This window comes from Streptosporangium sp. NPDC023963 (genome assembly GCF_040639135.1).
In the GTDB taxonomy this organism is placed as follows: domain Bacteria; phylum Actinomycetota; class Actinomycetes; order Streptosporangiales; family Streptosporangiaceae; genus Streptosporangium.
Genome location: NZ_JBEZZK010000004.1, coordinates 565,096 through 588,286, shown reverse-complemented (window position 1 = coordinate 588,286; position 23,191 = coordinate 565,096). Strand labels below are relative to the sequence as shown.

General features: G+C 69.8%; 33 protein-coding genes and 1 tRNA gene. 33 read left to right on the top strand and 1 reads right to left on the bottom strand.

Going from position 1 to position 23,191, the window contains the following annotated elements:
* Window positions 1-151 precede the first annotated feature (151 nt).
* From AB0F88_RS17235 to AB0F88_RS17125, 23 genes are all read left to right on the top strand, one after another.
* Window positions 152-454 carry a hypothetical protein gene (locus AB0F88_RS17235; protein ID WP_362684092.1) on the top strand — a complete coding sequence of 101 codons (303 nt, stop codon included), beginning with the start codon at window positions 152-154 and terminating at the stop codon, window positions 452-454.
* 57 nt (window positions 455-511) lie between these two features.
* On the top strand, window positions 512-1,663 hold the full coding sequence (locus tag AB0F88_RS17230; RefSeq protein ID WP_362684089.1) for a ParB/RepB/Spo0J family partition protein: 1,152 nt from the start codon (window positions 512-514) through the stop codon (window positions 1,661-1,663).
* Window positions 1,664-1,735: 72 nt separating this feature from the next.
* Window positions 1,736-2,239, top strand: coding sequence for a hypothetical protein (locus tag AB0F88_RS17225; RefSeq protein WP_362684086.1), 504 nt, complete (start codon window positions 1,736-1,738; stop codon window positions 2,237-2,239).
* Window positions 2,236-2,499: a hypothetical protein gene (locus AB0F88_RS17220; protein WP_362684083.1), complete on the top strand. Its 264-nt coding sequence runs from the start codon at window positions 2,236-2,238 to the stop codon at window positions 2,497-2,499. The genes AB0F88_RS17225 and AB0F88_RS17220 overlap by 4 nt, the downstream gene beginning before the upstream one ends.
* 2 nt (window positions 2,500-2,501) lie before the next feature.
* Window positions 2,502-3,056 (top strand): hypothetical protein, encoded by a 555-nt coding sequence (locus AB0F88_RS17215; RefSeq protein WP_362684080.1) that lies wholly within the window; start codon window positions 2,502-2,504, stop codon window positions 3,054-3,056.
* Window positions 3,057-3,189: 133 nt separating this feature from the next.
* A complete protein-coding gene (locus tag AB0F88_RS17210; RefSeq protein ID WP_362684077.1) occupies window positions 3,190-3,420 on the top strand; it encodes a hypothetical protein in 231 nt (76 codons plus the stop codon).
* Window positions 3,421-3,477: 57 nt separating this feature from the next.
* Complete coding sequence (locus tag AB0F88_RS17205; protein ID WP_362684074.1) at window positions 3,478-3,918, top strand: hypothetical protein; 441 nt, start codon at window positions 3,478-3,480, stop codon at window positions 3,916-3,918.
* 59 nt (window positions 3,919-3,977) lie between these two features.
* Window positions 3,978-4,460 (top strand): hypothetical protein, encoded by a 483-nt coding sequence (locus AB0F88_RS17200; protein ID WP_362684071.1) that lies wholly within the window; start codon window positions 3,978-3,980, stop codon window positions 4,458-4,460.
* A 121-nt stretch (window positions 4,461-4,581) separates the two neighbouring features.
* Window positions 4,582-5,016, top strand: coding sequence for a hypothetical protein (locus tag AB0F88_RS17195; protein ID WP_362684068.1), 435 nt, complete (start codon window positions 4,582-4,584; stop codon window positions 5,014-5,016).
* Between the two features lie 33 nt (window positions 5,017-5,049).
* Window positions 5,050-5,562, top strand: coding sequence for a DUF6349 family protein (locus AB0F88_RS17190; RefSeq protein WP_362684065.1), 513 nt, complete (start codon window positions 5,050-5,052; stop codon window positions 5,560-5,562).
* Window positions 5,559-5,999, top strand: coding sequence for a hypothetical protein (locus AB0F88_RS17185; RefSeq protein WP_362684062.1), 441 nt, complete (start codon window positions 5,559-5,561; stop codon window positions 5,997-5,999). Before AB0F88_RS17190 ends, AB0F88_RS17185 begins: the two co-directional genes overlap by 4 nt.
* Before the next feature lie 103 nt (window positions 6,000-6,102).
* Window positions 6,103-6,708, top strand: coding sequence for a DUF4192 family protein (locus AB0F88_RS17180; RefSeq protein ID WP_362684364.1), 606 nt, complete (start codon window positions 6,103-6,105; stop codon window positions 6,706-6,708).
* Between the two features lie 33 nt (window positions 6,709-6,741).
* Window positions 6,742-7,578: a hypothetical protein gene (locus AB0F88_RS17175; protein ID WP_362684059.1), complete on the top strand. Its 837-nt coding sequence runs from the start codon at window positions 6,742-6,744 to the stop codon at window positions 7,576-7,578.
* 101 nt (window positions 7,579-7,679) lie between these two features.
* A complete protein-coding gene (locus AB0F88_RS17170) occupies window positions 7,680-7,874 on the top strand; it encodes a hypothetical protein (RefSeq protein WP_362684056.1) in 195 nt (64 codons plus the stop codon).
* Between the two features lie 64 nt (window positions 7,875-7,938).
* The gene (locus tag AB0F88_RS17165; RefSeq protein ID WP_362684053.1) at window positions 7,939-8,442 is read left to right on the top strand and encodes a hypothetical protein; all 504 of its coding nucleotides are present in this window, start codon (window positions 7,939-7,941) and stop codon (window positions 8,440-8,442) included.
* Entirely contained in the window at window positions 8,439-9,617 is a 1,179-nt protein-coding gene (locus AB0F88_RS17160) for a DUF3560 domain-containing protein (protein ID WP_362684050.1), read from the top strand. The genes AB0F88_RS17165 and AB0F88_RS17160 overlap by 4 nt, the downstream gene beginning before the upstream one ends.
* A 145-nt stretch (window positions 9,618-9,762) precedes the next feature.
* Window positions 9,763-10,305, top strand: coding sequence for a hypothetical protein (locus tag AB0F88_RS17155; RefSeq protein WP_362684047.1), 543 nt, complete (start codon window positions 9,763-9,765; stop codon window positions 10,303-10,305).
* Between the two features lie 144 nt (window positions 10,306-10,449).
* A complete protein-coding gene (locus tag AB0F88_RS17150; protein WP_362684044.1) occupies window positions 10,450-10,839 on the top strand; it encodes a hypothetical protein in 390 nt (129 codons plus the stop codon).
* Window positions 10,840-10,897: 58 nt separating this feature from the next.
* Window positions 10,898-11,284, top strand: coding sequence for a hypothetical protein (locus AB0F88_RS17145; RefSeq protein ID WP_362684041.1), 387 nt, complete (start codon window positions 10,898-10,900; stop codon window positions 11,282-11,284).
* Window positions 11,281-12,333: a hypothetical protein gene (locus AB0F88_RS17140; protein ID WP_362684038.1), complete on the top strand. Its 1,053-nt coding sequence runs from the start codon at window positions 11,281-11,283 to the stop codon at window positions 12,331-12,333. Before AB0F88_RS17145 ends, AB0F88_RS17140 begins: the two co-directional genes overlap by 4 nt.
* A 27-nt stretch (window positions 12,334-12,360) precedes the next feature.
* On the top strand, window positions 12,361-12,708 hold the full coding sequence (locus AB0F88_RS17135; protein ID WP_362684035.1) for a hypothetical protein: 348 nt from the start codon (window positions 12,361-12,363) through the stop codon (window positions 12,706-12,708).
* A 181-nt stretch (window positions 12,709-12,889) separates the two neighbouring features.
* Window positions 12,890-13,522: a hypothetical protein gene (locus AB0F88_RS17130; protein ID WP_362684032.1), complete on the top strand. Its 633-nt coding sequence runs from the start codon at window positions 12,890-12,892 to the stop codon at window positions 13,520-13,522.
* Window positions 13,523-13,729: 207 nt separating this feature from the next.
* Window positions 13,730-14,866 carry a phosphoadenosine phosphosulfate reductase family protein gene (locus tag AB0F88_RS17125; protein WP_362684029.1) on the top strand — a complete coding sequence of 379 codons (1,137 nt, stop codon included), beginning with the start codon at window positions 13,730-13,732 and terminating at the stop codon, window positions 14,864-14,866.
* 17 nt (window positions 14,867-14,883) lie between these two features.
* Here the strand turns inward: AB0F88_RS17125 and AB0F88_RS17120 are convergent, their stop codons facing one another.
* A complete protein-coding gene (locus AB0F88_RS17120) occupies window positions 14,884-15,492 on the bottom strand; it encodes a hypothetical protein (protein ID WP_362684026.1) in 609 nt (202 codons plus the stop codon).
* A 314-nt stretch (window positions 15,493-15,806) separates the two neighbouring features.
* On the opposite strand from AB0F88_RS17120, the gene AB0F88_RS17115 reads away from it, so the two are divergent.
* From AB0F88_RS17115 to AB0F88_RS17070, 10 genes are all read left to right on the top strand, one after another.
* Window positions 15,807-16,073, top strand: coding sequence for a hypothetical protein (locus tag AB0F88_RS17115; RefSeq protein ID WP_362684023.1), 267 nt, complete (start codon window positions 15,807-15,809; stop codon window positions 16,071-16,073).
* 87 nt (window positions 16,074-16,160) lie between these two features.
* Window positions 16,161-16,751 carry a hypothetical protein gene (locus AB0F88_RS17110; RefSeq protein WP_362684020.1) on the top strand — a complete coding sequence of 197 codons (591 nt, stop codon included), beginning with the start codon at window positions 16,161-16,163 and terminating at the stop codon, window positions 16,749-16,751.
* Window positions 16,752-16,797: 46 nt separating this feature from the next.
* A complete protein-coding gene (locus AB0F88_RS17105) occupies window positions 16,798-17,022 on the top strand; it encodes a hypothetical protein (protein ID WP_362684017.1) in 225 nt (74 codons plus the stop codon).
* Window positions 17,019-18,230: a hypothetical protein gene (locus AB0F88_RS17100; RefSeq protein ID WP_362684014.1), complete on the top strand. Its 1,212-nt coding sequence runs from the start codon at window positions 17,019-17,021 to the stop codon at window positions 18,228-18,230. Before AB0F88_RS17105 ends, AB0F88_RS17100 begins: the two co-directional genes overlap by 4 nt.
* A 142-nt stretch (window positions 18,231-18,372) precedes the next feature.
* Complete coding sequence (locus AB0F88_RS17095) at window positions 18,373-19,476, top strand: ParB/RepB/Spo0J family partition protein (protein ID WP_362684011.1); 1,104 nt, start codon at window positions 18,373-18,375, stop codon at window positions 19,474-19,476.
* Window positions 19,477-19,620: 144 nt separating this feature from the next.
* Window positions 19,621-20,079 carry a hypothetical protein gene (locus AB0F88_RS17090; protein WP_362684008.1) on the top strand — a complete coding sequence of 153 codons (459 nt, stop codon included), beginning with the start codon at window positions 19,621-19,623 and terminating at the stop codon, window positions 20,077-20,079.
* Window positions 20,080-20,092: 13 nt separating this feature from the next.
* A tRNA-OTHER gene (locus AB0F88_RS17085) sits at window positions 20,093-20,182 on the top strand.
* Window positions 20,183-20,206: 24 nt separating this feature from the next.
* Entirely contained in the window at window positions 20,207-21,661 is a 1,455-nt protein-coding gene (locus tag AB0F88_RS17080; RefSeq protein WP_362684005.1) for a hypothetical protein, read from the top strand.
* Window positions 21,628-22,407: a ParB N-terminal domain-containing protein gene (locus AB0F88_RS17075; RefSeq protein WP_362684002.1), complete on the top strand. Its 780-nt coding sequence runs from the start codon at window positions 21,628-21,630 to the stop codon at window positions 22,405-22,407. The genes AB0F88_RS17080 and AB0F88_RS17075 overlap by 34 nt, the downstream gene beginning before the upstream one ends.
* Before the next feature lie 119 nt (window positions 22,408-22,526).
* On the top strand, window positions 22,527-23,105 hold the full coding sequence (locus AB0F88_RS17070; RefSeq protein WP_362683999.1) for a hypothetical protein: 579 nt from the start codon (window positions 22,527-22,529) through the stop codon (window positions 23,103-23,105).
* Window positions 23,106-23,191 lie beyond the last annotated feature (86 nt).

The following is a 23,191-nucleotide window of genomic DNA, read 5'->3' as shown; positions in this document are numbered from 1 at the left end:
GCGCCGCCCGCCCGCCCGGCAGCGACGCCGGGCGGGCGGCGGTACGCCGGAACGCATTCTCCCAGCTCAAATACGGTAAAACCCGCCCAGCAAGATCAACGCTTGCTATGATTTTGATATAAGAAATCGGGCTTTTTCACCTGGAGGCCGCATGGGCGCCCACCCCTTCACCGACTACATCGCAACACCTGACGTGGAGGCCGCCTACCAGGAGGCCATCGACGCAGCCGCCGGCGAATACGGCCACGACCCCTACAACGGCAGCATCTCCACCACGGACGGCTACTTCATCCTCGACGCCGCCCCGGTCACTCTCACCGAGGCGTCCCAGACCTTCCGTGACCGGCTCGACGACCCGCGCATCAGCCGCCGCGACGAGTGCGCGGCCTGGGCCATCTGCGACGAGACCGGCACCCGCATCGGCTGGTTCTTCTTCGGCCTGGCCGCCAGCTAGCCCACCCCGCCCAACACCAGAACAGGATTCCGCCCTACTGCCAAGGAGGCCCCCCGCATGGTTGCCAAGACCACCGTCGGCCCGTTCGCGCTCCACGGTGGCGCCACCCCACCCGGCCCCCCGGCGCCGGTGGACGCGGTGGCCCGGACGTCCGACACGACGGCCAAGAACATCGTCGCCAAGACCGTCCCCATCGACCGCATCGACCGCGACCCGGACCAGCCGCGCAAGCACTTCGACGAGGCCGAGCTGAACAAGCTGGCCCAGTCGATGAAAGAACTCGGCCAGCTGCAGCCGATCAGCGTCCGCTACGTCCCGACCACCAGGCGGTACACCATCGTGATGGGGGAGCGCCGGTGGCGGGCCGCACAGATCGCCGGCCTGGCCGAGATGCACTGCCTCGTCATGCACGGCGTCACAGACGGCGATCCTGACACCTTCGCCAAAGCCGTCGCCGAGAACGTCGGCCGGGTCGACATGACCCCGCTGGAGGAGGCGGCGGCGTTCCAGCGGCTGGTCGACAACCACTACGGCGTCGAGCAGGTAGCCGCCATGTGCGGCAAGTCGCCGGCCTACATCAGCGGAAGAATCGACCTGCTCAACCTCGTGGTCCCGGTGCGGGAGGCGCTGGCCGAAGGGCACATCCCGCTCGGCCTCGCCTCGTACCTCACCCACCTGAGAGGCGACAACCAGACCCGGCTCCTGGCCCGGTGGACGCGCGGCGACTTCGCCACCGTCCGCGACGCCGAGGTCCTCGCCCAGACGTGCCGCACCGAGGAGGAGCGCCAGGCCGCCCACGGCGGCGTGTTCGTCCTGGCCGAGGAAGCGCACGTCCCCGCCCGGGTGATCGGCGCGGGCGGGCCGGACGGCCTGTTCGGCGAGCCGGACAGGCCCGTCGCAGAGGGCGAGCGCATCGCTGTGGCGCGACACGCACTCCTCAACAAGATCGAGTGGCTCGGGGGTGCGGGCGCCATCCTGGCGGAGGTCGCGGCCATGGACCCCGGCGAACTCGCCGTGCTTCTCGCCGCCGCCCCGGGAGGCATCGCCGCCCAGCGTAAGCACATCGACCACCTCAAAGAGGTCACGGTCAAGGCCATCGCGACGCTGCGCACCGCCCAAGCCATGGCCGCCGTCAACACCAGCGCCCTGCACACCGCCGCCCCCCAGGCCGAGCCCATTCAGGACGACAGCGCCTCAACCGCCGCCTAGCTAGCTATCAAATCCGTAACATCTTGCGGCTGAGATATGGCCGCAGGGGTTGTGGGGAGGGACGACATCACGATGACGACCGTCCGCCGGACCCAGCGCTTCTACCGCGTCGACTACATCGGCCTCAGCTGGGTCCTGCGTGCCGACCTGCTCGGAAACGCGCGCGTGGCCGACCTGTACCGCTCCGCCAGCGACGGCAACCTGCCCATCACGATCACCACGACGAGCCGCACGGAGACCGTGCGGGCCTGCTCCTGGTGCCGGGCCCGCCCGCGCGCCTGGGAGTGGGACCGCGACCGGCGGCGCGAGCTGGCCTACTGCGACCAGCGGCAGTGCCGGGCCGCGCGCCGCGCCGCCCACCGGGGCGAGATCCAGCCGCCGTCGTACCTGACCTTCCGCGCCGTACCGAGCCCGCGGACACCGCCCGACACGGCGCGCTCACGTCCGCTCTCAGCCCCCTTCGGCACCCCCGCACACCCACCCCACCCGACCGCCAGCCATCAGGAGGTCACAGACGTGACCAGCCCACCCCCCGCCGCCCCGCACACGGCACCACCCGCCGGGAGCCGGTCGTGAACGCCGGCTTCCGGGCGCGCGTCCCCGGGCCGCCGCCGATCGCCTACCAGCTGGGCGACCAGCGCGTGCTGTGCGCACCCGGATGCCTGTCGCACGAGGACGCGCAGACGCTCGCCGACACCGAACAGCACGTCGGCGACGTTCACCCGTGGACCGTCGACCTGGACCCGGACGAGGAGGCTCTGCGCTGCGACGGCTGCGGCGCCGTCCTGCTGCAGGCGCCACCCATCACCGACGAAGACGACAGCAAGGAGCAGTGACGATGATCGATGTCGAGGACGGTTTCCAGGCGATGTTCGACCTGGCGCAGGTGCTCGCGCAGGCGGAGGCCGCTGCGGCGGTCACCTCGGAGGCGGCCATCGCGATCGCGATCGACGGCACCCGGCTGCGGTTCACCGCGGGCAACCCGGCGGTGATCGTGTCGCTGCAGGACGACCAGCCGTCAGCCGGGGAGGTCGCGTACATGGAGCTGGAGCCGCTGGCGATCCGGCGGGCGAAAAGTGATCCGACGCCGCTGGAGTTCCTGCGGCACCTGGTGGCCAGAGGCTGCACCCGGCTGGAGATGCGGCGCAGTCGCCTGGTGACCGGCGGCTGGTACATGACGGCCAACCCGTCGATCGAGAAGCGGATCTCACCCTACGACGTGCCCGAGCGGTACAAGGTCGTGTCGATGACGTGGCCGACGCACTTCGAGGTCCTCGACCTGGAGACGGGGCTCGCCTACCGGGAAGGGCCCGGCCGCGCGCCCAAGCAGGCCGACCGCGAGATCATGCAGGAGATCTGCGACCGGCTCAACGCTGAGGCGTCCCAGGGGTAGCCGGGCCGCCCGAGCCGGGGCGGGGTGGTGGTCTTTTCACAGCTCACCTGCAGAAACAGATTCATATCAAAAGCATAGATTGCTATGATTTAGATATAGCAAATCGACTCTATTGCCCACCCGGGAGGCACCGATGGACGCCCAGAGCATCACCGGCGACGTCGCCATGCGCGCCGCCATGGACGGCACTCCCCACCAGCAGACCGCGGTCGGAACCGTCATCGGCCACGACCTCACCGCGAACGAAGGCGTCGGCTGCGTCATCGTGCGCTGGCCCGGCGCCGACGGCTTCACCGGCACCTACCACCCGGACGCGCTCGTGCGCGTCGAGCGCGACAGCGACGGCATCCCGCGCGCCATCTGACCGCCCCCGCGGCCCGCCGCCCGGCGGGCCGCCCGCCCCCGACCTCTGGAGGACCGCGTGATCCGCGACCGGCTCGTCTACACCCGCAGCCCAGAAGCCAACGCCTACCTGCGCGCCGGGGTCGCGGCCCTGTTCGCCCAGTACGAGGCCGACGACGGCCGGGCCCACTGGTTCCACGCCGTCGCGCGAGACGAGAGGCTCAACGGGTTCGGCGGTTCGGCCGAGCGCAGGCAGCGGGCCGAGCGACTCTACGACGAGTGCCGCCGCGCCCTGTCGCTCGCCCTTCACGCCCGGACCCGCGCCCTCCGGGAAGCCGAGCAGGCCGACCTGGTGGCCGCAGCTCTCGTCCGAGAGGAGCTCGCCGCGATCTCACGCGACTGCCGCGCCCTTCGCGACGCGGCCGCGGCCGCCGCCGGCGACGGCCCGCCGTCACTGGAGGACGCGCGGCAATCTTCCGAGCATTCCATCCGACACAAAACTGTACTATCAAATGCATAGCATGTTATGTTGTTGATATATCCACTCGGCTTTATCCACTCCACCAGGAGGGCGTCAGCATGCTCGCAACCGGCACCCGCACCGGCAAGGTCACGATCACTCTGCCCCGCCGCCAGGCCGACCTCCTGGCCGACGGCCTGGACGACGCCTCCGGCCGCATCGACAACGCGGGCTGGTGCTGGTGCTCCGACGTCCAGGACTGTGGCATCTGCCCCACCTGCGCCGAGAATTTCGACCGCGCCTACATCTACCGCGACTACCGCAACCAGATCACCGCGCAGCTCGGCACCGACCCCGACCCGGTCGCCCTCACCTTCGACACCCGCTCCTGGCGCGAGATCGCCGCCGCCCTGAGTATCGGCGCCGACCACCTGGCCGACAGCTGCTGCCTCGACTGCACCCACCGCAACCCGTGCGACGACTGCCTTGAGCAGCGCAGTCAGGCCCCCACCTACCGCGCACTGCGAACCCGCCTCGCCCGCCAGCTCCGGCACCCGCGCCGACCGCGCGGCACCCGCGCCCGTTCGCGCAACCGCCGCTGACCTGCCCAGCCGGGCGGGGAGCCCTTTCCGGCAATCACCCCGCCCGGCCGTCGCGCTATCAACTGCATATGACTATTTGATTTAGATATAAACGTTCGTTTGTGTTCCTTACGGAGGAAGCATGGCCGCCACCGACAACACCGAGATCACCCTCACCGCGCCCGCCGGCACATGGCACGTGCTGCTCGACGCGATCGACGTGGCGGAACGACACCTGCGCGCCCCCGCCTGGAAGCGGCACGACCCCAAGGTCCACGCCCTCGACTCCTGCACCGGCTGCGCCCAGGAACTACGCCGCCGCGGCTACCAGAGCCTGCGCGACACCATCGACCGGCTGCTCGCCAACGCGACGGAGCCCACCCCCACCCTTCGGCTGCCCGCCGACAAGACGCAGCTTCTCCTCGCGTCCCTCGACGAGGCCCCCGAGGTTCTCGGCCAGGAGATCGGACGCCACTGCCCCAACGGGTTCGACCTTTGCGACGGCTGCGAGCGGGACCAGCGCAAGACCTCCGCCTACCAGCGGGTGCGCGACGTCATCGCCGCCCAGCTCAGGTAACCACCGACCCGAACCTCACGAAAGGAACCGGCCATGCCTACCCCGAAGCCGACCGCCACGACCACCCACCCCGCCCCCGGCTCCGGCGCCGCCGACACCTGCCGTGTGCACGTCAGCTACTGGTGCAAGCGCGACCAGGAGCAGGACCCGCCCACCGTCCGCGACCCCGGCTACCACCTGCGCTACCGCTCCCACTGCGCAGGCTGCGGCCACGACGGACCCATTCGCAGCGGGGAGAACGAGGCCGCCGAAGACGGCTGCGACCACGCCTACCCGGGCTGGCGCCTCATGCCCGTCCTGGAGCACCGGCCCTACGAAGGCGCGCCGCTCGCCCGCTGGCAGGAGGCGGCCCGCGCCGCCTACCCGCCCGGATGGTTCGAGCGCCAGGGCCCGGTACGCGAATACCGGAACCCCGGCCTCACCCGCCACGTGCCCGGGTACGCGCCCGGCGGCGGCTACTGCATGGCCGTCATGATCCGGCAACCGCGTCAGCCGCGCAGCACCCCGGCCACCGTCCAGGGCACCTTGTTCGGCGGTGTCGCGTGACTGCGTGGATCTGGCTCTACGACGCGAAGGACGACTCCCCGTACGACTCGGAGGGGAAGACGTACCGCTTCGAAGTGCCGAGTGTGGCCCGCGCCCGCGAGATGGTGGCGGCGCTCTACCCGGCCGCGCCGCCGCTGGCCGCTCGGGTGGTGCTCGACTGCGAGTACGGCGAGTGCCGCAGACGGGACCTGATCCCGGAGAAGTACGCGGACACCGTCGAGCGCGTCCGAGAGCTGATGGGCGACCCGCGCGCCTTCCGCGGCGGCTGGTATCAGGGCCTCTACCGAGGCCGAATGTCGGACATCTGCCAGTTGCATTACGAGATCTGCCCCGACACGGGGATGACGCAGCCCGTCGGCACGCAGGCCGCCAAGCGGCAGGCCGCTGAGGTGTCGACCGGCGGCGGCCAGCTCGACCTCTTCGCGAGCGCGCGGTGACCGAGCTGCACCCGCCATGTACCGGGATACGCGCCTGCACGGCGTTCATGCGCACCGCGCCCAAGCCCGAACCCGCCCGCACCGTCCAGACCAGCCTGTTCGGCTGACCCGAAAGGAAGCCAACACCATGGATCTTCACGCCACCCGCGTCCACTGCCGCGAACTCCTCAACCGCATCTACGCCAACGGCAACCGGCGCGACTACCCGACCCTCCTCGCCGCCGAAACCAAGCAGCGGCTCCAAACCGCCCACGTCGGCAGTAACAACGGCGAGTCCCTGCCTGGCGCCGAAGCGATGAAGCTCGGCATCGCCCTGCACGTCCTGGAACTGCGCGACTGCGTGATCGCCGGCATCACCCCCGACAACGCCATGGACCGCCTGACCCTGTGGACCAACATCGCCATGCACGTCCACCCGGTGTTCGTCGCACCCGCCGCGACGGTGGCCGCGCACGCCGCCAGCCTCGCCGGACAGCGGAGCGCGTTCCTCGCCGCCCTGGAGGTCGCACTGACCTTCCAGCCGGACTACTGGGCCGCGCAGCTGCTCTTGCAGTCCGCTGGCCGCGACGAGCCCGCACCACGCATGGACGACCTCGCCGAACAGCTGCACGCGGAGCAGCCCACAGCCGATTGGCTGCGGCCGCTCGCCGCGCGCCTGCGGCTGTTCCGCCAGCTCGACCTGCGGGCCCGCGCAGGCGAACTGACCTGACACCCCCGCCGCCCCTCAGAGAGAGGCCTCGCTGTGAAAGTACCGCCCGACGTTCTCGAAGTTCTGGCCGACCCGCGCCTGGTCGTCGGCGGCAACAACATCCAGATCCCCTGGGAGCTGAGCAAACGCCTGTACGAGATGACGAACAAGACCCTGAAAGCCGCCGGCGGCACCTGGAACAGCGCCAAGAAGGTCCGCGCGCACGTCTTCCCGGCCGACGTCGACGCCGCCGACCTGGTGCGGCAGATCGTGTTGTCCGGCGAACTCGTCTCCGGCAGCGACCTGGGATGGTTCCCGACTCCGCCGCCCGTCGTGCACCGGATGCTGGAGCACGCCGGTATCCGGCCCGGCATGACGGTGCTGGAGCCTTCCGCCGGGATCGGCTCCATCGCCGGGCCCGCCGCCGGGCGCGGCGGCGTGGTCGACTGCGTCGAGCTCGACGAGCGGCGCGCCTCGGTGCTGGAGGAGCGTTGCGGTGCGCGGCTGGTGCACCGCGGCGACTTCCTGACGTGCGTCAAACCGCTCGACTACGCGCAAGGCTTCCAGCGGGTGCTGATGAATCCGCCGTTTCGCAGCGCGCTCGCCCATGTGAACCACGCGCTCGGTTTCCTCGGTGACGACGCACTGCTGGTGGCCGTCATGTCCGCGAGCATCACCTGGAGCAAAGATCAGGACAGCCGGGACTTCCGTCAGCTCGTCGACCTCAACGACGGCGAGATCATCCGGCTGGACCATGACGCGTTCAAACCGGCCGGGACGACCTGGCCTGCCGTCCTGGCCGTCATCCCCACCGGCCACGACGGCTGCACCGTCCGCAACCACAGCTGGCATCTGGCCCAGCCCAAACAGCTCGGCCTGTTCGCGGCGTGAGCCCGGAGGAGGCGAACCACACCCACCACCACAGTCATATCAATAGCATAGTTTGATATGATATTGATAGTAAGATTTCGTTTCGTCCCCCAGGAGCCCCCGTGTCCTTCCCCACCGGCGCCTCAACAGCCTCCTTCACCCTCGCCCTCGACTGCGGGCACACGGCCGAGCACACCGTCTGGGAAGGCGTCACCCCCCAGCAGCAGGGCTGGCTTCCCGGCGTCAACCGCTGGTGCGCCTGCTGCGCCCGCAACCGCACCGTGACCGCCGTCCACACCGCGGCCCCTGCCGCCTGACCAGCCGCCGCCCCGGCGACACCGCCGGGACGGCAAGCACACGCACCCACCGAAAGGAGTCGTCATGCACGACCCTCTGCCCGCCGAACGCCCCGCCCTGCGCATCACCCACACCCGCGAGCACGGCACCTACATCAGGGGCACCGTGAACGGCGACGGCGTCCTCGCCATCGTCCGCCACCACGGCTTCATGTTCTTCCGCTCCACCGACGAGATCGGCATCCGCCGCTCAGGCGGGCGCACCGCCAAACTCGGCAAGATCGAATCGGCGGCCGCTGCGCTGCGCGCGGCCGGCTTCACCGTCGACGTCGACGTCAGCCCGGACGACGCGGTCCGCATCGTCCACAGCCGCGAGCACGGAACCCGCCTCCTCGGCGCCGTCCCCGGCGACGGCGTATGGAACGTCGTCCGCGACCACGGCTTCTTCGCCTCCCGCCACACCGGCATCTTCGTCCGCCACTCCAAGTGGGCCCCCGCCGACCACCAGCTCATCGCGGACGCCGCCCAGACGCTGCGCGACGCCGGATACGCCGTCACCGTCACGATCGAAGGGACCGAACCTCAATGACCACCGACCAGGCCCCCGCCGCCACCACGACGATCCGCATCGTCCACACCCGCGCCGAAGGCACCCTGATCGAGGGCAGCCGGAAAAGCGACGGCGTGTGGGAGATCGTCCGCACCCGCGGGTTCCGCTCCTCCCGCACCGTTGGCCTGTACGTCCCGCACTCCCGGGACAAGGCCGCCAAGACCTGGATCATCAACGACGCCGCCGGCGCCCTGAGGGCGGCCGGGTTCACCGTCGAGGTGTCGATCGACGACGAGACGCCGGGCCGGTCGTTCGCCGAAGCCGAAGCCGATCGCAACGCGGGGGCGGAGGATCGGGCCGACCGCTACGGCGAGCGGGCCGACCGCAACACGGCGTCCGGGAACGCGCGGTGGGAGAGGACCCGGGAGCGGATGCGCCACCGGCCGCCCGGCCAGCCGATCCTCGTCGGCCACCACAGCGAGCGCGCCGACCGGAACCTGCTCGACTGGGCGCACCGCCAGGAAGGCAAGGCGATCGAGGAGCGGAACACGGGCAAGTACTGGGCGGGCCGCGCCACCGCGGCCGAGCACTACCAGCAGCACCGGGAGGACCCGGGCAGGACGCAGCGCCGCATCGACAAGCTGGAGGCCGACCGCCGGCGCCTCGTCCGCCAGATGGAGGAGAAGCCGACCAAGCTGGTGGGGGAGGGGGAGGAGCTGCCGGACGGCGCGGTGGTGGTGCAGACCTACGGCGACGGCTCCCGCTGGTGCCAGATGCCGGTCTCCGCGAAGACGAAGGCGCGCTACGAGAGCGACATCGCCGCGCTCGACGACGAGCTCGAATACTGGCGGGACATCCTGGCGAAGGCCGCCGAACGCGGAGTGAAGCTGTGGTCGCGCGACGACTTCAAGGAGAAGGGCGTCTACGTGATCACCCGGTGGGGGACGGCGGTCGAGGTGATGCGGGCCAACCCCAAGAGCGTGACGATCCCGTGGTCGCACTACTGGATCACCGGCGGCCCGGGTCCGTGGTCGGTCGCCGACTGCGAGCAGGCGAAGCGGGACGGCGGCCGCCTGCACACCGACACGGTCCCGTACAACGAGGTGCGGGGGAAGGTGACCCGCGCCGAGCTGGAAGGGCTCGACCCAGGGCAGGTGCAGGAGCTGATCGCCCGGAAGGTGCGTGAGGCGCGCGGCGACGCCGCCGACGAGTAGCCACCCCCTGGGGTGGCGGGAAAAACTCCTGTTCAGAGGCCAAATTCCGCCGCCCACCTGTAGGGAAACAATTGCATCAGTTGCCGCACATGTGTAGTGTATGAATTGCAAACTTCTTCTCCCCCTACAGGTAGGAGTGCCCGCCATGACCGCCGCCACTGACCTCCGCGAGCAGGCCGCCCAGCACGACCGCGACACCTACAACTCCCGCGAGCGCTGCGACACCGACGGCTTCCGGTCCCAGTGGGCATCCGGCCTCATGGCCGCCGAGAAGCGCCTGCAGGCCGACATCGAAGAGGCCGGCGGGCGGGCCGTCTTCCCCGCCCTCTTCGACACCAGCGGCAACCTGGTGGCGGCCAAGCGGGTGGAAGGCGAGTGGGGCTACTACTGGGTGCTGCTCGCCACCGACGACCCCAACGGCCGCACCCGCGGCTGGTTCGGCCCCTCCAAGGCCAAGGACCCCCGCAAGGCCCGAGCCACCGACGCCGCCAAGGGCTACTACGTCGGCTACGTCGAGGCGCACGCCAAGGCCGAGCTCGCCGGCGGAAACGCCACCTGCCTGAGCGCCATCGCGGTCCGCACCGACGGCGGTTTCAGCCGCGACGTGATCGTGGTGGACGACGGCCAGCACGACGAGTACGGCGAGATCCTCGGCCGCTGGTACGCCGCCCACGGCGGACTCCTCTAACCCCCCGGCCCCCCGGAGCGGCCCGCTCCGGGGGGCCGCTCTCACCAGGAAGGACAGCCCGTGCACACCCCGAAACCGGACGGACACCCCGCCGCCAAACCCCCCGCGAACGGCCCCCCGGAACCTGAAGTCATCCGCCTACTCATGAGCACGTCCGACAGCCAGCACACCGCGGGAGAGCGCACCATGACGAGCACGATCGCCACCCGCCGCGCCCTTCTGCGCGAGCTGATCGCCGAGTACGACGGCGACGCCACTAAGGCGCTGCTCGATCTCGCCGACATCGGCGAGATCGCCATCAACTACCTGAACCGCGAGTGGTTCGCCAGCTACCTGGCCGAATACCACAGCGTCCAGCTCACTGACGCCGGATGGACGGAGATCGCGGCTCAGCTGGACGGCTACGACGAGCACGTCTGCGACTACGAATTCCCCAACGTGCAGAACGAGTTCGCCGCAAAGGTCGTCGCGGGCCTGCTCAAGGTCGACGACGAAAACAACGAGAACCAGGAGGAGGACACCTCCCACCCCTGACCAGCTACCACCAGCCATCTTGCTGCAATCCCGAACGACTCAACAGGAGTACTCCGAAATGACCCACACTGACACGACCCCATCCCCTCTGCCGTTGGAGATCGCCGTCCCCACGGACGGCATGCTCGCCGCGGCGATCCGGCATCAGCAGATGAGCAAGCTCATCGAGGAGGTCTACGCGGGAGACGCGGTGACCGCGCTTCACGACCTGGCCGACGCCGGCAGGCTCGCCGTCGCCTACCTCGACCGGGGGTACTTCGCAGGCCACCTGCAGGAGCGCCACGGCGTCGAGCTCACCGACGAGATGTGGAAGGCGCTGCAGCCGCACCTGGAGCACTACGACGAGCACGTCAGCGGCTACGTGGCCCCCAACGTGCAGCGCCGGTTCGCGATCCAGGCCATCCAGGACGCCGGGATCCTCGCCGAGGAGACGCCGACGCCGTGACCACCCCGCCCACCGAACCATCCGACAGGAAGCACCCCGACATGACGAGCCCCGACACCGCCACCCCGACCCCTGACCAGGTTCTGACCGCCCTGACGAACCAGGCGTGGCAGGCGGCCGATCAGGCGCGGCGCGAGCACCTGCAGCGCTGCCTCGCCCTGGCCGCCCACCGGATCCGTGAGCACTTTCCGGCCGCGTCTCGTATCGCGGCCGACTTCTCCCACGCCATCCCTCACAGCTCCCGCGGCCCCCGCGTCAGCCTGGTATCCGTCCACGGCGGACGCACCACCTGGCACCGCGAGTCCGACGTCCCCGGCATCGGCCTCACCCGTCACGCCCGAGAGCGGATCGAAAGCGCCCTGACCGACGCGATGCGCTTCGGCGTCGACCACCAGGTGCTGAACGAGGCCGGATGGAGGCACCGCCCCTACGACTTCTCCGTCCGCGACATCGACCTGCCGCCTGCCGCGCCCGGCGCCACCGCTCCCGGACCGGAGTGGGTGACGGTGTGGGCGCTGAAGTTCGACGACGGCAGCCCCAGCGACGTCGTCCTGCACGGCTCCTGTAAGGCGGCCATCCACGGCCTGGCCATCGAGGTCCGTGAACGGTGGGCGGGCCGCAGCGACCCGGACCTGCCAGCAACCCCGCCCGATGACGACCAGGACGCGGTCGACGCGTTCTTCGGCGTGGTCAAGGACGAGTGGTACTGGCTGCACGCGGTGACGATTCCGGCGGCGGTCGCGGCCACGCTCACCCATGTGACCGTGTGGGTGCTGCATCACGACACCGACGCCCGCACCACCGGCGAGGTCACCGTGCACGGCTCGGAGGAGAAGGCCGTCACCCACCTCGCGGGGATAATCCGCGAGACCTGGGATCGGGTCGCCGACGACGCTCATGTGCCGGAGCCGCCGGAGGACGACAAGGAGGCGGTCGAGCTGTACTTCAAGATCCGACGCCGTCAGGAAGGCGACGAGTCCTACACCCTCCACGACGTGGAACTTCCCGGCCCCTTCACCGCCGTCTCAGAGCCGTCCGCAGCCGCTTAAACCGGCCCCATTCGACAGGAGATGGCCATGCCGCCTGAAAGTCGCCTGGCGTACCACCGCCGCACGCCGTCCGAGCTGTACGTGAGAGCGTGCGGCGCTGAGGGGGGTGTCTGGGAGGCGAAGTTCACCGTCGGCTACGGTCTCGGCGGCCCCTTCGTCGAGGTGCATGTGTCGCTCGACGCGTTCGCTGAGGCTCCCGCCCTGTTCGCCGCGCTCGGCGAGCACAGGCCCGCGACGCTGGACGAGATCGTGGAGGTCCTGGGCGGGATGGGCGCGGCCGACGAAACCGAGGAGCGCAGGCGGCGCGAAGAGGAAAGTCATCGCGCCTTCGCCGAGCACCTCGCGGAGATCGAAAACTTCGACGACATGGTGTGAACGTGTCACCGGGCGGCGCTCCCTGAGCTCCGGCCTCCGGCCGGAGAGCGTCCGCACCCGGCACCCGTACCCCCAGCGCGCTATCCAAAGCATATGTAAATACGCATTCGATATTAGGTGGGTGGTTTTCGCGTGGCCGTTCGCGCGAAGGCCACCCGCCCCCACCCGTCCGGAGGAGACCGTGTCGTTCGCCCATGCCCTGATGCATCGCCTGGAGGAGTCCCTGTACGAAACGGTCGGCAACGACCTGATCGACCTGGTCGCCGCGTACCGGCAGACGCCACGCGGAGCCGAGCGTACGATCCTCGCCCACCAGATCGCCGACCTGGCCGACCGGCACCTGGTTGAGCTGCCGCACCCCTGCTACGCCGTGGCGGGCATCATGGGGGAGGCGGTCGACGAGGTCGGCGCTCCCATGCACTTCGCGAAGATCACCGTCGTCGAGCACTACCTCGCCCGCCTGGTCCGAGACGTGCCGGGAAGGCCGCACTGGATCATCCATCGGGACGGCCGCCCCTGCTACGTCGCCGACTGCGACGGCTGCGGCGAGGTCGACGAACGCGCCACCGACGATGGCGTGCTGACCGGCCACCACGACAGCCAGGCCGCCGCCGACGAGGCCGCCGCCCGCCACTGGATCCGCACCTGGGACGGACGGCTGCTGTGCCGCTGCTGCGCCGCTGGCGAGTTCGCGCCGGACGCGCCGTACATCTGCCGCCACTGCGGAGCCCCGGCCGCACACGTCGAGTCCCAGCCCGCCGCCGACGCCCCGGCTACGCCCATCCGCATCTGCCAGCCCTGCCTCGGCGGATGACCGCAGCGGGCCCGCTTTGTGGCAACGCAACCCCTTGAGGAAGGTGACCACCGTGCCTGACCAGCTCCTACCCGGTACCACCGCCCACCAGCACGCCCTGCACACCGTCTGCCCTAGCTGGAGCTGGCGCGTAAGCGTCGATCCGCGCCGCTCCACCATCCGGTTCACGGTCGAGCTGGGCCAGGTCGCGAAGCTGCAAGGCCGGCCATGCAGCTGACCCTCGGCATCCCCGAGCTGGAGCGCCGCGCGCGGCCGACGCTGAACCTCCTCGCCTACGACCTGATCGTCATCTGCAGCTCGGCGGGCAAGGACAGTCTCGCGCTGCTGGCGTACGTGGCCGAGCAGATCCGCGAGCAGGGGTACCGCGGCCGCGTGGTCGTCTTGCACAACCATCTCGGCGTGACCCGCTCGGGCGAGCCGGTCGAGTGGTGGGGCGTCGAAGCCGCTGTCCGGGAACACGCCGCACGGTACGGCTTCGAGGTCGTGGTCCGCCGCCGCCCCGGCGGCGGCCTGTGGGATCAGCTGCTCGGCCAGCGCCGCCAATGGATGGCCCACAACGCCCGTTGGTGCACGTCGGATCAGAAGACCGGCCCGTCGATGACGTGGATCACCGAGGCCGTCGCCGAGTTCTGGGCGGCGCTCGGCGTGCCCAGCGACCGGCCGGTGGAGGTGTTGTACTGCCTCGGCCTGCGCGCTGAGGAGTCCGCCTCCCGCGCCGCCCAGCCGATCCTCCAGCTCAACGAGCGCCGCTCCTCCGGCAACCGGCGCATCACGCGCTGGCTCCCGATCCTGCACTTCACGATCCAGGACGTGTGGGCGGAGATCAAGAAGGCGGGGCTACGCCCGCACGCCGGGTACAGCTGGGGTTTGGGCCGGCTCAGCTGCAGCCTGTGCGTGCTCGCCTCGATGGACGACCTGATGCTGGCGGCCGCGCTGCGGCCGGTCCTGGCCGCCGACTACCGGCAGGCGGAGATCGAGCTGGGCCAGCGCTTCACCGACCGCCTGTCCATGGAGGAGATTCTCGCCGCCCTCGACATCGCCCGCCTGGAGGCTGCCGGCGACGCCGCGGCGGCGGACGCCACCCTCGCCCTGTACGAGCTGGTCCGCGCCTACCTCGCCACCACGGTGACCGCCAGAGGCGAGGGCCTGACCGCATCGGGCCGGCCGCGCCAGCCGTGGACCGAGCGGCAGCTGACCGACCGGGCGACCGCCCGCACCGGTGAACTCCTCACCTCCGCACGCCGCGCGGTCGCCCTGGCCGCACAGGCGGACACGACCGTCCTGCTCCTGAACCCGCTCGATGACGCGGCCGAGGCGGTCCTGGCTGGAGCGGCAATCCGATGACCTCCTGCCACGGGCCGCTACTGAAGAGCTTGGTCCTGCACCAGCCGATGTACCTGCACAGGTGTCCGGACTTCGACGGCGTGCGGAGAAACCCCGGCCCTCTGCAGCACCCGCGCGTGAACGGGGGGCCCGCCGTCGCCGGGCAGCAACACCCTCGGATGAGAGCCGGCCACCACGTGGGTGTTCCAGACGCTGACGCGCAGGGAGATCGAGTCCACCAGCCACAATTCGTAGGCGTCACGGTTTTCGGCCAGATGCTTCACGTACCGGTCGAGCACGGCCCGGACGACCGTCTCCGGGGTGTCGGCCGACAGGTCGGTGCCCAGTGCCGCGTCGCCGGGAGCCTCATGCCACTTCGCGGTGTGCTCGTCGGTGTACTCCACGACGTAGGCGTAATGGTTTCTGATGCCGCTGAAATCGAGGTGGGAAAGCGTCTCGGCCGCCTGCGCGGAGAGCAGCGCCCACTCGGCGATCTTTCGATACAGGGTCGCCTGTTGCCGCGCCTCCGGTACGCCGTCGTCAAGCCCACCCTCGCCCTGGTCCGGCATGTTCAGCAGGGCCACCACCTGGAGGAGCCTCTCCGGGGGGATCAGGCGGTTGCGCGCATCGATCAGGAAGTCCGTCATGGCATCAGTGTGAGACGCGTCAAATGCGCGGTCAGGCGGACGGCGAAATCGGTCCCATCCACGCTGGTCGATTGGCGACCACGTCCGCACAGGTCATGTGAACTCGCGGGGGAGACGTTCCTTCGGCTGGGTCTGTTCGGCATCGCGGAGCTGGGCGGGCTGCCAGCCGCTTGAGCGCATAGGTGCGGTCTGAGCGGCACCGCCATGCGGTGACATTTTCCCAGCTCAACTAGCCAAACACTGTTATATCGAAAGTATATATTGATATGATATTGATATAAGAACAGGTAGTTGACACCACCAAGGAGCGCCCCATGCCCGTCCTCGCCGAAGAGCTCGCCGAACTGATCGCCGACCGCATGAAGTGCTACCTGCGCGGCACGCAGATCCCGCAGGAGATCGCGGCGGTACCGGACATGGCCGCCCTGCGCCTGCTCCTGGACAAGGTGGGCGAGCTGTACGAGGTCGACGAGGAGGTCGCCCAGGAAGTCGTCTCGGCCATCAAGTGCCGGGTCCTTCAACTGGTCGTCGACGGACACCCCGAGGTCGGCGAGATGGCCGCCGCCCTCCTGGCCTACTGAGCCCGCACCGGCCCCCGAGCCGCCAGGCCCGGGGGCCACACCACCTCCCGCTCCCGGCTCTACGCCACCCGGAAGGAAGACCCTGAGATGGAGTTCGCGTACCGCTACACCGACCTCGTCTACGGCACCACCCACACCGCCCGCGCCACCGACGGTCCCGGCATCCTGGCCTGGGCGCAGGCCCAACTGCAGCGGACGATCACCGAGTGGAGCGGCCGCGACATCGGCGGCCGCATCGTCTACCGCGACCAGCCCGGCACCCCGTGGAAGCCGATCACCGCCATGCCCGTCCCCGGCGGCTGCCGCTGGTGCGGCGTCGACAAGCAGCAGCACGTGAGGCGCTACCACTCCGACATGCTCGACGATGACGGCAACCCGGTAGGCGGGCACTTCTGGACCGCCCCGCCCCAGGACGTGATCAAGCAGCGGATGCTGGCCCGCCGCGCCGCCCGCGCCAGCTCGGCCCCGCGCTGGTACCGGGCTGATGTGTGGATGTTCTCCGAAGGCGTCTGGACCCTGTACTGCTTCCCCGTCGCCGCCACCTGCGACGCCACCGCCTACGCCGCCGCGGTCGACCACGTCAACGACGCCTACCCGGGCTGTTTCCGCTACGTCACCCGCCTCGGCCTGCACGGCTCCCACCTCCCCGCCGAGCTGCCCGCGAAGGCCGAGCGGTGACCGGCGCCGCGTGCGCGCCCGCCTCCGGGCCGGGAGGCGGTGCCGCATGACCCAGCTCACCCTCTTCGGCGGCCCGTCCGCGCCCCGCCCCCACCAGGGCCGGCCCGTGATCCGCCGCGCCCACGGCCGGGTCCTGATCCTGTGCCCCGCCGGGCATCTCGTCTTCTCCGTCAAGGACACCGACTGGGCCGGCTCCCAGCCGGAGGCCAACATGCGCACCCCCGGCTACACCGTCACCTGCCACGGCGCCCTGCCCGAGGACATCCGATGACGGTGGCGGCTCCGGCGGCCAGCGGTAACCGGGTCCGCCGCTGGGTCATCCTCTCCTACGGCCTGGGCGTCGACTCCACCGCCGTCCTGCTGCGCCGGATCCTCGACCCCTCCAGCCGCGACTTCGACCTGCGCGACCTGGTCGTGCTCATCGCCCAGACCGGCAACGAGTGGCCGCAGACCGCCCGCCTGGTCGAACGGTTCGTGTTCCCGCTCCTGCGCCGGTACGGCATCCGCACCGTGCAGGTCGCCCGGGCCGGCCAGTCCGACGCGGCGGGCATCGTCGTCCTCGACGACACCCGCCAGCCGTACGTGTGCCACCTCGGCGGCGCTTACACCCTCGGCGAGAAGATGATCGCCGTCGGCACCGTCCCGCAGGTCGGCGGACGGCGCGACTGCAGCATCCGTTTCAAAGGCTGGGTTCTCGACCGGTGGGTGCTCGACACCGTCGGCGGCCTGCCCTACGAGCACGCGGTCGGTTTCGAGCTCGGCGAGCTGAGCCGGATGCGGATCGACCTGAAGGCGTCGAAGATGCCCGGCCGGACGCCGTTCTACCCGCTGATCGACTGGGGGTGGCACCGCGAGCACGCGCAGGCGTACATCCGCGAGCACCTCGACGTCGAATGGATCAAGAGCGCGTGTACGTTCTGCCCGTTCGCGCTCACGAGCGAGGGCGGCCGTGAGCGCACCATCCCGCGCTACATCGCCGACCCCGACCAGGCGATGCTGCCGCTCCTCATGGAGCACCTGGCCGTCGCGCTCAACCAGCGCCAAGGCCTGGCCGGCGGCGAGCAGCTCGTCAGCATGCTCGCCGCCGAACCCGGCGCCCGCCCGCTGCTGCGCCAGTTCGCCCGCCACCTCGCCGACCAGGAATGGGCGCTGTACGAGGTGAAACGCGCGTTTCGGAAGAAGGAGGGGGAGGCCATGAAAATGGCGAACGCCGCCCGCTCCCTCGTCCGCGTCGGCGTGGGCGGCCGCGCCGAGATGCTCGACGAACTCGCCGCCCGCGCCCGCACCCTGGGCAAGCCGGTCAAACGCGACGGCGCGCACCGCCGCGTCTGGGCCCACCGCAAGAACATGTACTTCCCGTGCGTGGAGGAGATGCTGACGGTCGCGCCCGCCTTGGCCCCCGACAAGATCGGCCCCGGCTTCGACGATGCGTGGGAGAAAGGGCTGCGGGGGCCGAGGCAGCTGCAACTCGTTGCGTGAGGTGGGCTCGCGCACGGGCTTCGCCGTGCCGGGGTGGGGATTTTTCTCGCTTCAATTCCCGCCCCAGTTAGATATCAAAAGCATAGTGTCATATGATTTAGATATAAGCGAGGCAGTCACCACCACCCCCAAGGAGGGCCAGATGGCCACCAGCACCGCGACCACCACGGCAGCCGAGAAGCCGGCCGACGGCGTCAAGCTCAGCCAGAAGAGCATCCCGGTGGACCGGATCGACCGCGACCCGGACCAGCCGCGCAAGCACTTCGACCAGGACGCCCTGAACGAGCTGGCCGCGTCCATGCGGAAGGTCGGCCTGCTCCAGCCGATCAGCGTCCGCTACAACCCCGCGACCAGGCGCTACACCATCGTGATGGGGGAGCGCCGCTGGAGGGCCGCACAGATCGCCGGCCTCACCGAGATGCACTGCCTCGTCATGCACGGCGTCAAGGACAACGACCCCGGCACCTTCGCCAAGGCCGTCGCCGAGAACGTCGGCCGGGTCGACATGACCCCGCTGGAGGAAGGCAGGGCGTTCCGCAAGCTGATGGACCTCGGCTACACCATGGAGGACGTCGCCACCGTCTGCGGCAAGTCCCTCAACTTCGTCGAGCTGCGCCTGGACCTGCTGAAGCTGTCCCCCTCGGCGCAGGAGGCACTGCTCAAGGGGCACATCCCGGTGGGCCTCGCCTGGTACGTCGCCTGCATCTCCCAAGACAACCAGGACCGGTTCCTGGCCCGCTTCGCCCGCGGCGAGTTCGCCACCATCCGTGACGCCGAGGCGTTCACCCAGGCGTGCCGCCGGGCCGAAGAGGCGCAGGCCAGCCAGGGCAGCTTCTTCGTCCTGGCCAAGGACGCCGTCGAAGCGGCCCAGGCCGCGGCCGGTGGCCACCAGGGGGACCTGCTCGGCGAGCTCGACCTGCCGCAGGGCGAGCGCGAGCGGCTCGCCGCCGACCGGCGCCAGCTCCTCGGGAAGATCGAGCGGCTTGGCGCGGCCGGCGCCATCCTGGCCGAGATCGCCACCATGGACCCCGCGGAGCTGGCGATGCTGCTGGCCGGCGCCCCCGGCGGCCTGCCCGCCCAGCGGATGCGCATCGACCACCTCAAGGACCAGGCCGCCAAGGCCGTCACGACGCTGCGGCAGGCCAGCGCGGCGGCCGCCGTACGGGCGGGCGCCCTGCGGATCGCCCCCGACGCCACGGCCAACACCGCAGCCAACACCGCAGCCGACGCCGCGGCCGTCGCCTGAGACGCGGCCGGGAGCGGGCCCCTCGGCGCCCGCTCCCGGCCCGGCCCCGCCACCGGCGAAAGGACAATAGCCACAGCAAAAACAATTGCCGCAAACTCAGTAAAGGGAATTAACGTTAGTTAAGTGGCAGCTAGAATGGATTTCATGATTGAAGTAGACGGCCAATCGATGCGGTTGGCGACTGGCCGGTGGAAGGACTTCGACCCGGAAACCGGCGTACCTATCCGCATCACCGTCGGCCACCCACGATTTATCCGCTACCCGTACGAAAGGGCAATGTCTCTGGCCCCGCACGAACTGTTCGCACCCCCCTATAAGGACATCGACGACATCCCCACCGAACGGTGGGTCTACACCAAGCGACTCGTCGCCCACCAGGCCGACATCCTGCGGGAACTCACCGCAATCGCCGCCAAGTACCCCGGTAAGACCGGCGTTCTCCTCTGCTACGAAAACGTCAACGCAGGGGAGGCGTGCCACCGCCGCTGGGCCGCTGAATGGTTCCACGACAACTACGGCTGGGACGTACCGGAAATCCAATCAGGGTCCGGTTCAAAGAAACCGCAGGAGCCGTCAGGGCCAGCGCAACTGCTAGCATTCTGACGCTGCAACTGCACCGCAGATAGCTCAGTGGATAGAGCACCGCCCTTCGGCGTAAGCCGGAGACCTAAGGCGAAGGTCGAAGGTTCGAATCCTTCTCTGCGGTCTACGCACAACGGGAGGAAATCTCATGCCAGGATTCGCCGCCCCCGGAGTGCTCTTCGCGGGTAACTCCGCCGCCCCCGACAGGGCGTTCTACCGGTGCGTGTTCAACGCCCTCCCCAAGGACCGCTACACCCGCTACGTCGAGGTCGGCGTCGGATCGTTCGCCGCGACGCTCGTCGCCGCCAACGCCGGCATCTCCCCGCACGCCATGGAAAGCAGCGACGTCACCCTCTACTCCTCCATCGTCGGCACCCTCCTGTCCGGAGGCGACCTGGAGACGCTCCGCATCACCCTGGACGGCGAACCCGTCGAACTGCCCGACGCCGACCCCGTCGCCCAGGCCGCGCACCTGCTGTACGTCCACTGGCTGGCCCGGATGCAGGCCAAACCCGAGGTGGACTACTGGCAGAGCCTCGTCATCGACCTCGTGGACCGCGCCGACGAACACCGCGCCCACCTGAGCCACTCGCTGCAGGGCCTCGTCGACCGCCTGCCCGGCATCACGTTCCGCCCCCAGTGCATGTGGGACCACATCGCGCAGGTCGCCGACGACCCGGCAACGATCATCGTGGCTGCCCCTCCCACGTACAAAAGCGGCTTCGAGAAGTTCTTCGACACCGGTGGCCGCATCGAATGGGCCGAACCGCCGTACAGCATCTTCGACCCCGAGACCGACATGCAGCGCCTGGCCGACGACATGGAAGGCAAGGCCGCGCTGCTGATGTTCCTGCAGGAGGACCGCACCGGCCAGGCCGCCCACCCGCGCCCGGTGTTCGCCCACCCGCTCGGCCCCGGCTCCTGCGCGTACGTCATCTCCAACCGGCCCGACGAGATCTTCACCTACACCGGCGGCCCCAAGGTGGCGCTCGGCGCGCCCCGCAGCTACCAGCCCGCCCCGCTGCCGATCATCCCGCCGGACCACGAGGTCACCGACACCTCGACGATCCAGCTGATCCCCGTCAAGGGCAGCGAATGCGACTACTACCGCAGCCTGTGGATGCACCGCCTGTCGGCCACCCCCGGCTCCTACAATCTGCTCGTCGCCCTCGACGGCTACGCCGCCGGCGTCATCGGCTACGGCGCCGAAACCATGACCCGGCCCTTCCCGCACGGCAAAAGCCGCTGGCAGTCCCACCTGCTGCTGCGGTTCGCGTTCGGCGCCCCCACCCTCAACTACCGGCTGACCCGCCTGATCACCATGCTCGCGCTGCGCCGCGACACCGCCAAGCAGGTGTTCACCGGCCAGTCCAGCATCCTGCTCGCCGCCTCCCACGGCCTGGTCACCGTCGAGATGACCCGCCACCCCGAGGTCAAAGGACTGCGCGGCCTCATGACCCTGGAAAAGCGCGACAGCCACCCCGACGGATACAAGCTGTCCTACCGCGCCGACTGGACCAACGACAGCATCGACGACATCCGTACCCGCTTCCTCACCAAGGAGAAGACATGGCGAAAGGCACGCCGTCGCCCGACAGGCTGAAAATCGGCGACGACCTGTGGGTCATGAATGTCGAGATCGCCTCGTTGCGCGAGCAGGACATCAACGCGCAGGTGATGCAGCCCCGCCACTTCGAACGGCTCACCGAGAACATCCGCAACCGCGGAGCGCTGGAAAGCATGCCGTACTGCCACCAGCCCCGCGGCGAAGGACCCGTTGAGGTCATCAGCGGGCACCACCGCTGCCGCGCCACCCGCGCCGCCGGCCTCTCACACGTCTGGGCCATCGTCGACACGCGCGTCATGCGCCGCTCAGAGATCATCGCCAAGCAGATCGCGCACAACGAGCTCCACGGCGAGACCGACCGCGACATCCTCGCCCACCTCGTCGCAATGATCGACAACGTGGACGATCTGCTCGCCACCGGCCTCCCCGAAGACGCCCTGCCCACCGTCAACCCCGACGACACGAAGCTGTCCATCCCCCACGGCGAGTTCGACTGGCGCGTCGCCACCCTGATGTTCCTGCCCCACCAGATGGAAGAGTTCAAGGACGCCGTCAAGGTCATCGACAACGCCACCGACCTCATCGGCGTCGCCTCCGCCGACCAGTTCGAAGAGTTCTCCGCCGCCGTCTACGAGTTCGGCCGCTGCCGCGACATCCGCAACTTCACCACCATGGTCGCCCTCCTGACCGACCTCGCCCGCCGCGAAGTCGAGCTGGCCCGCCTCGAGAGTGAGGAAAGCGCCGACAGCGACACCGGCAGCGAACCCGTCCCCGCCGGCTGAACCCCCACCCCCACCCCCGGCACCACCACCCGCTCACACCGCCCCCAGCGCCGCCCAGCACCCCCCGGGGATACGCATCCGAACCGCTCGACCGGAGCCCACTGTTCCCGAGGAGGCACATGACCACGTTCCAGCTCGACCCCACCGTGCAGCCCTGGGACCGCCAGCCCGGCGAAACCGCGAAAAAACACGGACAGTTCATCACCTACCGTGACCTCGGGATCGTTCGCACGCTGACGAAAGCTGCGGAAAAACTGACACTGTCGTACGGCCACACCCGCAACCTCGCCACCACCTACCTGTGGCAGCAACGGGTCGCCGCCTGGGACGCGCACAACACGCAGCAGTACCAGGCCATGCTCGAACAGGAGCGGCGCCGAGCCGCCGAATCCGACGCGACGATCCTGCGCGCCATGACGGGTCTCGTCGGCCAGGCGCTGCCGAACATGCGGCCCGACACCATGACGTGGACCGAGTTCACCCGCCTGGCCGAGACCACCATGCGGCTGCGCCGCCAGCTGTTCGGCGACCCGACCAGCACCATCGCGATCACCGGGCCCGGCGGCGTCGACCCGACGGCGGCACTCGTCGCCCGCTTCGCCGAGCTGCCGCCCGAGCAGCGCCGCGCCGAGCTCGCCGCCCTGGCCAACCAGGTGGCGCGGCGTATCGAAGCGGTCGGCGACCTCGACGACGAGTGACCCCCCGCAGCTGGCGGCGCGTTCGCGTCCGGGAGGCTGCGGGCGGCTCCAGTACCATGTGCCGCAGCCGCTGGTCGTGGGCCGGG

Excerpts from the sequence above, each read along its gene's own strand:
- AB0F88_RS17070 (WP_362683999.1), top strand. The coding sequence starts at position 22,527 with ATGACCACGTTCCAGCTCGACCCCACCGTGCAGCCCTGGGACCGCCAG.
- AB0F88_RS17075 (WP_362684002.1), top strand. The coding sequence starts at position 21,628 with ATGGCGAAAGGCACGCCGTCGCCCGACAGGCTGAAAATCGGCGACGAC.
- AB0F88_RS17080 (WP_362684005.1), top strand. The coding sequence starts at position 20,207 with ATGCCAGGATTCGCCGCCCCCGGAGTGCTCTTCGCGGGTAACTCCGCC.
- AB0F88_RS17120 (WP_362684026.1), bottom strand. The coding sequence starts at position 15,492 with ATGACGGACTTCCTGATCGATGCGCGCAACCGCCTGATCCCCCCGGAG.
- AB0F88_RS17200 (WP_362684071.1), top strand. The coding sequence starts at position 3,978 with ATGCTCGCAACCGGCACCCGCACCGGCAAGGTCACGATCACTCTGCCC.
- AB0F88_RS17230 (WP_362684089.1), top strand. The coding sequence starts at position 512 with ATGGTTGCCAAGACCACCGTCGGCCCGTTCGCGCTCCACGGTGGCGCC.
- AB0F88_RS17145 (WP_362684041.1), top strand. The coding sequence starts at position 10,898 with ATGACCCACACTGACACGACCCCATCCCCTCTGCCGTTGGAGATCGCC.
- AB0F88_RS17190 (WP_362684065.1), top strand. The coding sequence starts at position 5,050 with ATGCCTACCCCGAAGCCGACCGCCACGACCACCCACCCCGCCCCCGGC.
- AB0F88_RS17235 (WP_362684092.1), top strand. The coding sequence starts at position 152 with ATGGGCGCCCACCCCTTCACCGACTACATCGCAACACCTGACGTGGAG.
- AB0F88_RS17155 (WP_362684047.1), top strand. The coding sequence starts at position 9,763 with ATGACCGCCGCCACTGACCTCCGCGAGCAGGCCGCCCAGCACGACCGC.
- AB0F88_RS17090 (WP_362684008.1), top strand. The coding sequence starts at position 19,621 with ATGATTGAAGTAGACGGCCAATCGATGCGGTTGGCGACTGGCCGGTGG.
- AB0F88_RS17110 (WP_362684020.1), top strand. The coding sequence starts at position 16,161 with ATGGAGTTCGCGTACCGCTACACCGACCTCGTCTACGGCACCACCCAC.
- AB0F88_RS17135 (WP_362684035.1), top strand. The coding sequence starts at position 12,361 with ATGCCGCCTGAAAGTCGCCTGGCGTACCACCGCCGCACGCCGTCCGAG.
- AB0F88_RS17210 (WP_362684077.1), top strand. The coding sequence starts at position 3,190 with ATGGACGCCCAGAGCATCACCGGCGACGTCGCCATGCGCGCCGCCATG.
- AB0F88_RS17225 (WP_362684086.1), top strand. The coding sequence starts at position 1,736 with ATGACGACCGTCCGCCGGACCCAGCGCTTCTACCGCGTCGACTACATC.
- AB0F88_RS17095 (WP_362684011.1), top strand. The coding sequence starts at position 18,373 with ATGGCCACCAGCACCGCGACCACCACGGCAGCCGAGAAGCCGGCCGAC.
- AB0F88_RS17115 (WP_362684023.1), top strand. The coding sequence starts at position 15,807 with ATGCCCGTCCTCGCCGAAGAGCTCGCCGAACTGATCGCCGACCGCATG.
- AB0F88_RS17195 (WP_362684068.1), top strand. The coding sequence starts at position 4,582 with ATGGCCGCCACCGACAACACCGAGATCACCCTCACCGCGCCCGCCGGC.
- AB0F88_RS17105 (WP_362684017.1), top strand. The coding sequence starts at position 16,798 with ATGACCCAGCTCACCCTCTTCGGCGGCCCGTCCGCGCCCCGCCCCCAC.
- AB0F88_RS17100 (WP_362684014.1), top strand. The coding sequence starts at position 17,019 with ATGACGGTGGCGGCTCCGGCGGCCAGCGGTAACCGGGTCCGCCGCTGG.
- AB0F88_RS17160 (WP_362684050.1), top strand. The coding sequence starts at position 8,439 with ATGACCACCGACCAGGCCCCCGCCGCCACCACGACGATCCGCATCGTC.
- AB0F88_RS17125 (WP_362684029.1), top strand. The coding sequence starts at position 13,730 with ATGCAGCTGACCCTCGGCATCCCCGAGCTGGAGCGCCGCGCGCGGCCG.
- AB0F88_RS17215 (WP_362684080.1), top strand. The coding sequence starts at position 2,502 with ATGATCGATGTCGAGGACGGTTTCCAGGCGATGTTCGACCTGGCGCAG.
- AB0F88_RS17165 (WP_362684053.1), top strand. The coding sequence starts at position 7,939 with ATGCACGACCCTCTGCCCGCCGAACGCCCCGCCCTGCGCATCACCCAC.
- AB0F88_RS17150 (WP_362684044.1), top strand. The coding sequence starts at position 10,450 with ATGAGCACGTCCGACAGCCAGCACACCGCGGGAGAGCGCACCATGACG.